The following is a 12,652-nucleotide window of genomic DNA, read 5'->3' as shown; positions in this document are numbered from 1 at the left end:
CTTCAGACTGCCTGCGGGATAAATTGTTGAATCAGAGTGCTGACATCGACGGCCAGTTGCTGGCACTCCTCGTCAGTAAGGGTGAGTGGAGGCAGTAGCCGCACCACATTGACGGCGGTGACGTTGATCAGCAACGCCTGCTCCCTAGCCTGCTCAACCAGCTCAGCGCAAGGGTGGTTGAGTTCAATACCGATCATCAGACCCTGTCCGCGAATATCCACTACCCCAGGGCAATCGCCCAGTCGCATGCGCAGGGAGTGTAGTAATTGTTCGCCCAGTTTTTCTGCGCGCTCGATTAACCACTCGCCCTGAAGAGTCTCCAGCACGGCAAGACCGGCACGGCAAGCGAGAGGGTTGCCGCCGAAGGTCGAACCGTGGCTGCCAGCGGTGAAAAGGCTGGCAGCCTTGCCGCGGGCGAGGCAGGCGCCGATAGGGACACCATTGCCGAGCCCTTTGGCGGTGGTTAATACATCTGGCACTATGTCGGCGTGCTGGTAGGCAAACATTCTGCCGCTGCGACCGTTGCCGGTCTGGATCTCATCCAACATTAACAGCCAGTTGTGTCGATCGCAGAGTGTACGAAGTTGTTTTAGGTAGTCGGTATCTGGTACGCGGACACCGCCTTCCCCTTGTATTGGTTCCACCAGTATGGCGACGATATCGCTGTGCTGTTCTGCCAGGTTTTCAATGGCTTGCACATCGTTGAAAGGCACCCGCAAAAAACCCTCGGGTAAGGGGGCGAAGCCCTGTTGTGCCTTTTCATTGCCTGTTGCCGTAAGCGTGGCGAGGGTTCGCCCATGGAAAGCGCCCTCCATAACCACAATTTGCGGTGTCACCAGCCCGCGCTCATTACCGAGTTTACGCGCTAGCTTGATAGCGGCCTCATTGGCCTCAGCACCGGAGTTGGAGAAAAATACATTATCCATACCCGATAGGAATACGAGCCGGTCGGCCAACTGCTGCTGGGGAGGAATGTTGTACAGGTTGGATACATGCAGCAGGGTGTTGGCCTGCTCCTGTAGGGCTTCGGTGACTTTTGGATGGCAGTGGCCAAGACCGCAGACGGCGATACCGGAAATAGCGTCCAGGTAGCGGTGGCCGCGATCATCCCACACGTAGTTTCCCTCGCCGCGGACCAGGGTCAGGGTCCTTTCGCCATAGTTGTGCATCAGTGTGTGGGGGGGCACTGAGACGCCTCCTTATTTAATCATTGGGTTTGTTTAATAGAAGTCGTTTCCGCAGATAATTCTGTTTGATGTATTTTAATCTGCAAATTATATTGTTGAACTAATGCTAACACAGCCTTTACGGCGTGTGGGCCATCTATTTGATTTCTCTTTGTAAAGGATGGGGCCATTGGGGAGTGGTGCGCATTTTTTGGCTATGCACTGCTGCGGGTACTTATTCCCCCCTGCGCTGAGGTACAATGGCCGACCGTGCGCAATGGCTGGGTGCCGATGCGATACACGTTAATAAATTTGCTTCCACCACCTGAGGTTTCTCACGCTTATGGATACACTGGAGAACATCAAACAGCAGATTGCTGACAACGACATTCTGCTCTACATGAAAGGTAGCCCCAACGCGCCCCAGTGCGGCTTTTCCATGCGCGCCTCCCAGGCGATGATGGCCTGCGGTAAGCGCTTTGCTTATGTGGATATCCTGGCTAATCCAGATATTCGCGCTGAATTGCCCAAGTATGCCAATTGGCCGACTTTCCCTCAGCTTTGGGTGAAGGGTGAGTTGGTCGGCGGTTGCGACATCATTATGGAAATGTATGAAAATGGTGAGCTGAAAACCCTGATCGATGAGGCATCGGCGGAGAGTGAAGGCGAAGGTTAATTTTCGTTTTTGCTTCGATGTATCTGCCTGGTGAAAGCGGCAGTACATGGTTGAGAATAAAAAAACCGCAGTTGAAACTGCGGTTTTTTTATACCTGTTAAGGTTGTTCTAATTATTTGCCAGAGTGGCCGGCTGCAGTTTCCATTTGAGTTTGCAGGTAGTTTTGAATGCCCACTTTGTCAATCAGTTCGAGCTGAGTCTCCAGCCAGTCGACATGCTCTTCTTCGGAGTCGAGAATTTTTTCCAGTAATTCACGGCTGCCGTAATCGCGTACCGATTCACAGTAGGCGATGGCTTCGCGCAGATCGGGAATTGCTTTGGATTCAATCTTCAAGTCGCACTTGAGCATTTCCTCGGTATTCTCACCGATCATCAATTTGCCCAGGTGCTGCAGATTGGGGATACCCTCAAGGAACAGGATACGCTCGATCAGCCAATCGGCGTGTTTCATTTCATCGATGGATTCGTGGTATTCCTGTTTGCCCAGCTCTTTTAAACCCCAGTTGTCGTACATGCGCGCATGCAGAAAATACTGGTTGATAGCTACCAGCTCATTGCCCAGTACTTTATTTAAATGTTCGATAACCTTGGGATCGCCTTTCATAGCTTTTGCTCCTGTGGCCCTGCGAGCTAGATAACACCCTCAGAGAATTCCTATTTGTTGGTTACTTGAAATAAGTAGCAATAAAAAGTCACTAAATTGTGTTAGTCACTTATGTCTGCAGCTGACCGATTTCCCACAATTTATTTTAGGGTGATAGCTGCAATCCGGGCCGAGTTTGCGTTGCGATTTGCGGCAAGTCAAGAAGAAGTTGTTAGCTGCGGAATGCAGAAAAAACACGGTTTTTAACACGAATTTGGCCGAAAATAGCAACGAAAATGATTCTTGTTTAGGTTGCAGTGTCAGCTGGCGAGCTTTTTTTGAATAGCAGATATTATTTGCTGAATTTCAGTGGAATCGGTTTCACTCCTAATAAAGTTTTTATTGTCGTTGGCCAGACGTTGCAGATAATTAAATAGTGCAGTCTTGTCTTTTTCCCTTTGGCAAACTTCGGCGAGATGTTCCAATGCGTTGAGTAAGTGGCGCATAAAAACGCCATTGGCGCGGCCGTGTTCGACGATTTCATCCAGTGAAGCATCAAGCAGCTGAGCAAATTCCAATTTGCAGCTGATTAGGCGTAAAGCTCCGCTGGAGTCAGTAAAACAATTCGCAGGTTCCGGTCTTTGCAGCACAGTACCCAGCCCCTCAATGAGGCGGTCAACACAGGAATAGGCTGTGAAAGGATCATTAATACCGGGGGATAGTGCACGTACAGCAATCTGTGATAACTGGCGCACTGAAAAAACAATGTCCTGCTCGGCAGTGGGCAATGCGCCAATTTGTAGGGCGGACTGCAGTGGTGGAATTATCTTTTCAGGGTTGTCGCCCTGATAAATTCTGCCGATGTGTCCCCAGTGATGCACATAGGAGCCTGGGTGACAATGGACCTGCACACAGCAATTAAATTTTTCCGCAATGGCAATCATTTTTTCCCGATCGATGATTTGTATATAGCCCCCGCGGGGAGTGGGTAAGGGGATCCACCCAGGCCCCAATGCCAGGCGCTCAGTATCGAAGTGCTCGCCGCTTTTGGGCTCTGTTGAGCTTGGGTATTCACGGTTTATTGCCTGGTGGAATTCCAGGTTGATCTGGTGGGCGATGTTATCCACTTGGATGGATTGCGCCACATTGTGGATGAAATAAACGAGGTAGCCGACGCTGATTAGAGTGAGCAGTAATGCAACTTGGATAGCAAAGCCATAGGTAGTGATTTCCCCAGTGCTACCCTCAATACCGCGCATTGTGACCAGTGCATAGACATAAGTTGAGAGAAAGATCCCGAGGGACCCCTGGGTACTGCGATCGCGGATAAAATTTCTTACCAGGTGAGGGCCAAACTGGTTGGAGGCAAGGGTTAGGGCCACCACAGTAATTGAGAATACAGTACCGGCAACTGTAATAGTTGAACCGGCAATTACCGAGAGCAAGGCGCGTGCGCTGTTAACGTCGGTCATATGCAGCCAGTCGAGAGTGGCGATATGGCCTGTTTCAAATACAGGCAGTGCGCTTAAAAGGGCGTCCAGCTGACGCATCAGGTAGGCGAGCAGCAACGCCGACAGAATCATCACGAGTGGCACACTCCAAAAGCTGGAGCGAAGCCGTTCATAGAGGTGTAAGAGGTGCTTCTTCATGGGCAAAGCTGAGCACATTGATGTGCACCCAGCTTAGCGCACCGAGTGTGATTGCCAGAAGTCTAGGGAAAGCTGCAGGGGTAGGGCTTGAGGTACAACTGGCCGCCATTCATGGCAATCTATTCGTGCGCGGCGGCCAAAATGAGAACTTAGCTGGCGGAGTAAAACAGTCCGCTGGTGGCAGAGGAAATCATTCCGGTACCCAGGGTTTCACTGATAATTTCCTTGGTCTGCTCGGCGCAGCGACCGCACTGGGAAGAAACTCCGAGCTGGCGTCTTAAGGCCTTCACTGATGTGGAGCCATCGTAGACAGCCTCTTTAATTTGGCGGTCGGTTATACCTTTACAGATACATACATACATCGTGGTGGGCTCTGCTCGATTTCTGTTCAATACTAGACTGATGTGAATCCTATTGCAATTGAGAATGAGTGTCAATAAGATTCCAGAAAGATTAAAAAACGACCCCTGTGTTTCTTTTTTGTGCGAATTACCGGTTGTTTTTTCCTATTTTGAGGTCTGGTTCACGCATAGCTTTTCCGCTATCAGGCTCATTAAAAAAATCTATGGGCCTGCAATAAGTGGATGTGTATCATAGCGGCCCACTATCAATTCCTATTCAATTTATAGCTGTTGCGTATAAATTGAACACTTCACTCTCTTTATCAACAACCCATTATTGGATTGAGGAGGTTTTCATGGCAGTACTGGTAGGCAAGCCGGCTCCGGACTTCACCGCTGCAGCGGTATTGGGTAATGGCGAAATCGTCGATACCTTTAACCTGAAAGAAGCGATTAAAGGTAAGAAAGCAGTAGTTTTCTTCTATCCGCTGGACTTCACCTTCGTATGTCCTTCTGAGCTGATCGCTTTCGACCACCGCTTTGCCGAGTTCGAAAAGCGTGGTGTTGAGGTAATCGGTGTTTCCATCGACTCTCAGTTCTCTCACAACGCATGGCGTAACACCCCGGTCAACGACGGTGGTATCGGCCCTGTAAAATACACTCTGGTTGCCGATGTTAAGCACGAAATCTGCCAGGCGTACGACGTAGAAGCTGACGCTGGCGTTGCTTTCCGTGGCTCTTTCCTGATCGATGAGGAAGGTTTGGTTCGTCACCAGGTTGTGAACGATCTGCCGTTGGGCCGCAACGTTGACGAAATGCTGCGTATGGTTGATGCTCTGGCGTTCCACCAGGAGCATGGCGAAGTTTGCCCGGCCGGTTGGCAGGAAGGCGACAAAGGTATGAACGCTTCTCCGGAAGGCGTAGCGGCTTACCTGAGCGAGAACGCTGAGAAGCTGTAAGCTCAAGATCGCTGGGCTAGCTCGAAGCTAGTCCCGATGCAGAAAAAACCGCCGAAAGGCGGTTTTTTCGTTTTAATGAGTGCCAATACGCAGATCTATGCGGGTGGCATGGGGATTCACACAAGACTAATGGCAAGCGACTAGAATTCAGCAGTCAGTCCTGCGTGGCGCCTAAATAGAGTTTTTGTCCGTTGGCTGCTAGTCTTATCTGCATGTACCGGATTGCTTTGGCGGCTCGATTTGCTTATGAGACCTGCAATTCTTTCAAATATCGTCTACCACCTACGTGCCTGGAAGGCGTGTACCATTCTTTCACTACTGCTCCTATGCGCTGTGGCGCTACCTGTGCGGGCGATGGATATAGACGCCAGGGCCAAGGAGTTCGATCGATACTTCCGCAAGATGATGGCTGGCAAGTCGATCCCCGGTGGTGCCTATGTCATTGTTGATGGCAACCGGGTGGTGGCCATGGACACTTACGGTGTGCGCACACGCGGAAAGAAAGGTAAGGTGGATTCGGATACCGTTTTTCGCCTGGCCTCGGTCTCAAAGACCTTTGCCGCCAGTATGGCCACTCTGTTGGAGCATGAGGAGCGCTTTAATTGGGATGACAAGGTAGTCAATTATGTGCCGGATCTTAGCTTCAAGACGCCGTCCCTGTCTCGCCAGCTGCAGGTAGAGCATTTACTCAGTCACTCCTCCGGCTTAACGCCCAATGCCTACGATGATTATCTGGAGGACAATAAACCGCTCAGCAAAATATTGCCGAAATTCGCGAATATTGACCCACGCTGTACTCCGGGAAAATGCTATGGCTACCAGAATGTGCTGTTCAGCCTGATTGAAGATGTGATTCTTGAGGCGACAGGTACCACCTTTGCCAAACAACTCAAGACGCGAATCTTTGTACCGCTGAAAATGCAGAATGCCTCGGTAGGTTGGGAGAGCTTTATGGCCTCGGACAACCGCGCCGCGCCCCATGTGCAAACAGGCAGTGGCTGGCGTCCGGTGAAGGTGGAAAAAGAGTACTATTTCGCTGCCCCAGCGGCGGGTGTCAACGCCAGTATTTCGGATATGGCCCAGTGGTTGAAAGCACAAATGGGTTACTACCCCAAGGTACTTTCTCCCGCAATGATTGAGGATATGACCACCGAGCGAGTGTCCACTCAGCGCCATATGCGCCATCGTATCTGGCGGGATTACCTATCTCATGCCGGTTATGGCCTCGGCTGGCGTCTCTACACCATTGGTGATGACCGCATTATCTATCACGGTGGCTGGGTGGCAGGTTTCCGTGCGGCAGTTGCCTACTCGGAGAAACTAAAAATCGGTATCGCCATTTTGCTGAATGCCGAATCCCGGGTGATCTCCGATATGACCGCCAACTTTGTGATCGACGTGACAGGCAGCAAGGGCAAAGCCGCAACGCTCAAGGCGAAGGCCAGTCGCAAGCGTTAGTTGATTGTGCAATAGTCAATAATGCGCTCCCCTTAAAGCCCCAGCTGGTGGGGCTTTAAGGGGAAGTCCCAACTCTAAAATGTCTTCTTGAAACCCCACCGTTTCCCGTAAAGTCCCAGCTGAATAGCGAATTACTGTCAGCGCCGTTTGCGTTACGGCATCATGCAGATATCCTCTATTTCCAGCTTTGCCCTTGAAACCTGTCAGCAGGTCCCAATATTTGCTCCCTGTTCCGATTGACGTGTATGGGGAGACCTACAGATGACCGTTGAGGCCCACAAAGAGAGCCACGGGTTCCAGACAGAAGCCAAGCAACTGCTGCACCTGATGATCCACTCGCTCTACTCCAATAAGGAGATTTTCCTGCGCGAGCTGGTATCCAATGCCTCCGATGCCGCTGACAAACTGCGCTTTGAGGCACTGTCCAAACCAGAATTATTTGCCGATGATACGGATTTGCGTATTCGTATCGAGTTCGATAAAGATGCGGGCACCCTGACCATTACCGATAACGGTATTGGTATGAGCCGTGACGAAGTGATCGAAAACCTCGGTACCATCGCTCGCTCCGGTACCTCCGCCTTTATGCAGCAACTCACCGGTGACCAGAAAAAAGACGCGCACCTGATCGGTCAGTTTGGTGTTGGTTTTTACTCAGCATTTATTGTCGCCGATAAAGTGGATGTGTTTACTCGTCGCGCAGGTGCAGAAGCCGATCAGGGTGTGCACTGGGAGTGTCACGGCGAAGCGGAATATTCCGTAGAAAATGCAGAGTTGCCCCAGCGCGGTACCCGTGTCGTTCTGCACCTGAAAGAAGATGCCAAAGAGTTTGCCGATGGTTGGCGCCTGCGCTCCATTATTAAAAAGTACTCCGACCACATCGCTATTCCGGTAGAGATGCTGAAAGAGGAAATGCCGGCGGCAGAGGGTGAGGAAGAAAAAGAAGAGAAGGCGCCCGAGTTTGAAGCGGTCAATGCGGCCCAGGCGTTGTGGACCCGCCCACGCTCCGAAGTGAAAGCCGAGGAGTACAAAGAATTCTATAAGCATATTTCCCACGATTTTGATGATCCACTCAGCTGGAGCCACAATCGTGTTGAGGGCAAGCAGGATTACACCAGCCTGCTGTATATTCCGGCGCGTGCACCTTTTGACTTGTACCAGCGCGATGCCGCCCGCGGCCTCAAGCTTTATGTACAACGCACCTTTATCATGGACGACGCCGAGCAGTTCCTGCCGCTGTACCTGCGTTTTGTGAAGGGTGTGCTGGACTCCAACGATCTGCCGCTAAACGTTTCCCGTGAAATCCTGCAAAAAGACCGCAATACCGATGCGATCAAAAGCGCACTGACTAAGCGTGTGCTGGATATGCTGGATAAGCTGGCGAAGAAGGACGGTGACGAGTACCAGAAATTCTGGGACCTGTTTGGCAATGTGCTGAAAGAGGGGCCGGCCGAGGATTTCTCCAATAAAGAGAAAGTGGCCAAGCTGCTGCGCTTCGCCACCACGCATACCGATACCGACAAACAAGATCAGTCCCTGGAAGACTACGTCAGCCGTATGAAAGATGGCCAAAAGGCGATCTACTACGTGTGCGCAGACAATTTCGCGACAGCGAAATCCAGCCCCTACCTGGAAGTATTCCGTAAGAAGGGTATCGAGGTGCTGCTGCTCACCGATCAGGTGGACGAGTGGTTCGTGGGCCATATGAACGAGTTTGATGGCAAGCCGTTCCAGGACGTGGCCAAAGGCGCGCTGGATTTGGGTGAAGCCGAGAGCGAAGAGGATAAAGCCGAACGCGAGAAAGTTGAGAATGAGTCTGGTGCGCTGGTTGAGCGCGTTCAGTCTGTTCTGGATAGCCGTGTGGAATCTGTACGCGCTACCACTCGCCTGGTGGACTCGCCGGCGTGTCTGGTGGTGAGTGAGCAGGATATGGGTCCGCAGATGCGCCGTATCCTCGAACAGGCCGGACAGGCGGTACCTGAAGCCAAGCCAATTTTTGAAATTAACCCATCGCACCCGCTGGTACAGCGCCTGGATCAGGAGCAGGATGAGGATCGCTTTGCCGATCTCACCAATATTCTGATGGATCAGGCCAACTTGGCGGCGGGCAACCAGCTAACAGATCCGGCCGACTATGTGCGTCGCCTGAATACACTGCTGCTGGAAATGCACGACTAAGTTTTAATCAGTTGTTATTGGCTTTCAGGAGCCTGGCGCGGTGATTTCTTCGGAAGTTCTTGCGCTTTATTTCTGCGGCCTCAGCGGAACAGCCCGGTTGTGCAACCGGTAGCTTGTCCCGCTGGGGCCGTTTTCCGTTTTTGGCGTGTTAATTTGTAACTTTACGCGCAAGATCCTGATAGTTGAACCCTTTGGGATGAGCGGGTCATACCTCTATAATCCCTGCCCTCGAGAAGCTTTATCGGTATCAATATGCAAAAGGAAACTTCCAACCCTCTCTCCATCGCTGTATTGGGCGGCGGTAGTTTCGGTACGGCCATTGCTAATATTATTGCGGGTAATGGTCACGATACCCGCCAGTGGATGCGGGATTCGGAGAGCGCGGAAGCCTGTCGGGAAACCCGTGAGAACAGCAAGTATTTGCCCGGAGTGGCCCTGCACCCAGAGCTTTGTATCAGCAGCGACCTGCAGGAAGTGGTACGGAACTGCAATATTGTATTTGTCGCTATCCCCAGTAAATCTTTCCGTGAAGTGGTCCGCCGGGTGGCCCCGCTGCTAAAACCGGGCACCATGTTGATTTCCACCACTAAGGGAATAGAGCACGATAGTTTTCATTTGATGAGCGATATCCTGCGCGAGGAGACCCAGGGTATGCGCGTGGGGGTGCTGAGCGGGCCCAACTTCGCTAAGGAAATTGTCGCGGGTCACTACACAGCAACCGTGGTTGCCAGTGAAGATGAAGCGCTGTGCAAGGATATCCAATCCGCACTGCATTCCGAGACTTTCCGCGTTTACTCCAGTAACGATGTGTTTGGTGTGGAACTGGCGGGGGCGCTGAAAAATATTTATGCCATTGTCACCGGTATGGCGGCGGCCTTGGACCGGGGGCAAAATACCATCAGCCTGCTGATTACCCGTTCGCTCGCAGAGATGATGCGCTTTGCCGAGGCTATGGGTGCAGATCCTATGACTTTTATCGGCCTCGCCGGCGTTGGCGATTTAATCCTGACCTGCTCCTCCGACCTCAGCCGTAACTACCGGGTAGGTTATTTGGTGGGCAAGGGTAAGCCTTTGGATCGTGCTGTCGCGGAAATCGGTCAGGTTGCCGAAGGGGTGAATACGGTTCGTCTGATTAAAAAGAAAGCGGATGAAATGGGCGTCTACATGCCCTTGGTTTCCGCAATTCACGCCATATTATTTGAAGAGCGACCGATTCCTGAGGTAATTCGCAATTTAATGTCGGGCGCGCAAACTTTTGATGTGGCCTACTCGGCCAAGCCTTGATGGAAGCCTCTTATGAAAAATGATGATTTAAAGCGCAACCTGACTTCCGGGAACCAGTGGGTGCGGCTGATCTATATGGTGCTGTTTGCGATCTGCCTGCAGATTGCCAGCTGGGTGCTACTCGCGGTGGTTGTGCTGCAGTTCCTATTCTCGATTATTGGCGGCAGTGCCAATGATAATTTGCGTCGTTTTGGCGACCAACTCGCCTCCTATATTTACCAGGCGATACAGTTTTTAATTTACAACTCTGAGGAAAAGCCTTTTCCTTTTGCAGAGTGGCCGGAATCTGAAGTGGACGATCTCTCCGGTTACGAGGGCGCGCAAGAGGTTAATGCAGAAGTTATGGCTTCCGATGATGAAGCCGAGACCGAGAAAAAAACTGAGTCCAAAAAGGAAGAAGAAGCTGAGGAGGCCATTATCCTCGGTAGTGATGACGGTAAGCCCGAGCTGGTAGAGGAGAGCGCAGAGGAGTCCTCAACGCCCTTCAGTGAGCAGAAGGGTGAGTCTGACAAGCGCGGCGACACACACTAAACCGATTGAGGCGAAGTCAATGCAGCTGTTTATCCTGCGTCATGGTAAGGCCGAACCCATGTACGGTAACGATGCCGGCCGCGCGCTTACGGAGCGCGGTCGTAAGCAGGTGGCGCAGGTATGCAAAGAGCGCGCTGAGGAGTTGTCCTCCGTGCGCGCTATTTGGGCGAGCCCATTTGTGCGCACTCAGCAGACAGCTGATATTGTCTCCGCCCACTTGGGGTTGCCTGTTGTTACCGAGTCACTGCTGATTGGCGATACCGATCCGCAGCAGCTACTCGACAAGTTACAGAAACAGCAAGCCGATCATTTCCCTCTTCTCCTGGTGAGCCATCAACCACTGGTGGGTAGCCTGTTGAACGGTCTATGCGGTAGTGGCAATCAACACCCGATGGGGACTTCCAGCCTCGCCTGTGTCAGCGCGGAGGTCTGGGCCAATGGTTGTGCTGAGTTGCAGTGGTTACAGCACGCCGGCTAACCATTTTTTCCTCCGGTTTTTACCCTTTGCCTTCAAATCCCTAGGTTGCTGGCGCTAACTGTCATTGCCTGCGGGCCTTTGGACCTGCACCATCTGGCTCTTTAATATTCACTTTCTTCTGGAATCAGCGCGCATGAAGCAAGCCGCCCCCCGTGAGATCAGCCTGGAATTCGACAGCAAGACCATTGCCGCAAAGCAGTGGGGGGATGGCACAGGGGAGCCGGTATTGGCACTGCACGGATGGCTGGATAATTGCGCCAGCTTTGATCGTCTGGCCCCACTCTTGAAAGGCGTTAATTTGGTCGCCGTGGATATGGCAGGCCATGGGCGCAGCTACCATCGGTCTCCCCATGCTAATTACAATATTTGGGAAGAAGCTGAGGATATTATTGGTGCCTCCGAAGCGCTGGGCTGGCGCAGTTTTTCTTTATTGGCCCATTCCCGCGGAGCTATTGCCAGTGTGATAACGGCAGGTACCTTTCCCAAACGCATCAAACGCTTGGCCCTGATTGATGGCCTGGTACCTCCTGCTACCAAGGATAGCGAGGCGCCGGATATTCTCGCTAAGGCTATCGCCCAGCGTGCCCGTTACAGCCAGCGCAGGGCAAAGATTTACCCCACTTTTGAGGGGGCGGTAGAAGCGCGTATGAACGGCATGTTCCCGCTGACAGAATGGGCGGCGCGCGCGCTGGCCGAGCGGGGGACCCTGCCACTAGAAGGTGGCTTCACCTGGAGTAATGATCCGCGCCTGATGGCGGCGTCCTCTGCCAAGCTTAACGAGGCGCAGGTGCGCGCTTTTCTATCCCGCCTGAGCATGCCGGTGCGCCTGGTGCTGGCGAAGGAGGGGATTGCGAATATGATCGAGCGGCTGCGCCCGGTGTTGGAGAGCTATAAAACGATCGAGGTTAGGGAAATACCCGGCAGCCATCACCTGCATATGGAAGAGGGCGCCGAGGGCATTGCCGAGTGGTTTGGTCCCTTCCTGCGTGGAGAAGCTTAGAAGGGCACCCGCTTTGAGTAACTGCCGGGGTCCATTTCACGCACTTCTACCGAGACCGCTGGTACCCCATCGGCAAATTGGCACAGGCAGTTAAAAACCGCTGAACTCAACGCTTCCCGCTCGCGGTTGTTGCGGCCTGCCAGTAGGCGGATTTCCGCGTGAATAAAGCTATCGCCGTGCTCACCGGCAATAAATTGGTCGTAGGGCTTGGCGCGGGTCTTGATGGTATGGGAGGCGAATAAGCCGGAGCTATGCATTGCCTCTTGAGCTGAGCTGACCAGGGCGGCGACAGAAATACGTTCTTCCAGATTCTTGGCGTACTCAATAACCAGATGGGGCATGGTGGCTC

At 52.4% G+C, this 12,652-nt stretch carries 13 protein-coding genes; 8 read left to right on the top strand and 5 right to left on the bottom strand.

Going from position 1 to position 12,652, the window contains the following annotated elements:
* Positions 1-2: 2 nt before the first annotated feature.
* Positions 3-1,187 (bottom strand): acetylornithine transaminase, encoded by a 1,185-nt coding sequence (locus ACJJJA_RS17380; RefSeq protein WP_444902886.1) that lies wholly within the window; start codon positions 1,185-1,187, stop codon positions 3-5.
* Positions 1,188-1,509: 322 nt separating this feature from the next.
* Here ACJJJA_RS17380 and grxD point away from each other — a divergent pair, with 322 nt between their 5' ends.
* Positions 1,510-1,842 (top strand): Grx4 family monothiol glutaredoxin, encoded by a 333-nt coding sequence (grxD, locus tag ACJJJA_RS17375; RefSeq protein ID WP_444884108.1) that lies wholly within the window; start codon positions 1,510-1,512, stop codon positions 1,840-1,842.
* 112 nt (positions 1,843-1,954) lie between these two features.
* Here the strand turns inward: grxD and bfr are convergent, their stop codons facing one another.
* The 3 genes from bfr to ACJJJA_RS17360 form a co-directional block, all read right to left on the bottom strand.
* Positions 1,955-2,446, bottom strand: a complete 492-nt coding sequence (gene bfr / locus ACJJJA_RS17370; protein ID WP_252082861.1) for a bacterioferritin — start codon at positions 2,444-2,446, stop codon at positions 1,955-1,957.
* Between the two features lie 299 nt (positions 2,447-2,745).
* On the bottom strand, positions 2,746-4,074 hold the full coding sequence (locus ACJJJA_RS17365; protein WP_444902885.1) for a DUF2254 domain-containing protein: 1,329 nt from the start codon (positions 4,072-4,074) through the stop codon (positions 2,746-2,748).
* Between the two features lie 149 nt (positions 4,075-4,223).
* Entirely contained in the window at positions 4,224-4,466 is a 243-nt protein-coding gene (locus tag ACJJJA_RS17360; protein ID WP_435583619.1) for a bacterioferritin-associated ferredoxin, read from the bottom strand.
* Positions 4,467-4,771: 305 nt separating this feature from the next.
* Between ACJJJA_RS17360 and ACJJJA_RS17355 the strand changes: the two genes are divergently transcribed.
* The 7 genes from ACJJJA_RS17355 (at position 4,772) to ACJJJA_RS17325 (ending at position 12,303) form a co-directional block, all read left to right on the top strand.
* Positions 4,772-5,374, top strand: a complete 603-nt coding sequence (locus ACJJJA_RS17355) for a peroxiredoxin (RefSeq protein WP_252082857.1) — start codon at positions 4,772-4,774, stop codon at positions 5,372-5,374.
* Positions 5,375-5,620: 246 nt separating this feature from the next.
* A complete protein-coding gene (locus ACJJJA_RS17350; protein ID WP_252082855.1) occupies positions 5,621-6,832 on the top strand; it encodes a serine hydrolase domain-containing protein in 1,212 nt (403 codons plus the stop codon).
* Between the two features lie 261 nt (positions 6,833-7,093).
* Entirely contained in the window at positions 7,094-9,010 is a 1,917-nt protein-coding gene (gene htpG, locus ACJJJA_RS17345) for a molecular chaperone HtpG (protein ID WP_252082854.1), read from the top strand.
* A 252-nt stretch (positions 9,011-9,262) separates the two neighbouring features.
* Positions 9,263-10,294: an NAD(P)H-dependent glycerol-3-phosphate dehydrogenase gene (locus ACJJJA_RS17340; RefSeq protein ID WP_252082853.1), complete on the top strand. Its 1,032-nt coding sequence runs from the start codon at positions 9,263-9,265 to the stop codon at positions 10,292-10,294.
* Between the two features lie 12 nt (positions 10,295-10,306).
* The gene (locus tag ACJJJA_RS17335) at positions 10,307-10,825 is read left to right on the top strand and encodes a DUF4389 domain-containing protein (protein ID WP_444902884.1); all 519 of its coding nucleotides are present in this window, start codon (positions 10,307-10,309) and stop codon (positions 10,823-10,825) included.
* A 19-nt stretch (positions 10,826-10,844) separates the two neighbouring features.
* Positions 10,845-11,303, top strand: coding sequence for a phosphohistidine phosphatase SixA (gene sixA, locus ACJJJA_RS17330; RefSeq protein WP_444902883.1), 459 nt, complete (start codon positions 10,845-10,847; stop codon positions 11,301-11,303).
* A gap of 133 nt (positions 11,304-11,436) precedes the next feature.
* Positions 11,437-12,303 carry an alpha/beta fold hydrolase gene (locus ACJJJA_RS17325; protein ID WP_444902882.1) on the top strand — a complete coding sequence of 289 codons (867 nt, stop codon included), beginning with the start codon at positions 11,437-11,439 and terminating at the stop codon, positions 12,301-12,303.
* Here ACJJJA_RS17325 and ACJJJA_RS17320 read toward each other — a convergent pair.
* Entirely contained in the window at positions 12,300-12,644 is a 345-nt protein-coding gene (locus tag ACJJJA_RS17320; protein WP_252082845.1) for a 5-carboxymethyl-2-hydroxymuconate Delta-isomerase, read from the bottom strand. The two genes, ACJJJA_RS17325 and ACJJJA_RS17320, sit on opposite strands and share 4 nt — an antisense overlap.
* Between the last annotated feature and the right edge of the window lie 8 nt (positions 12,645-12,652).

The sequence above is a fragment of the Microbulbifer mixtoriginis (SeqCode) genome, from assembly GCF_052466865.1.
Note: the sequence above shows the minus strand (reverse complement) of the source record. Positions and strands in the feature narration are given on the sequence as shown.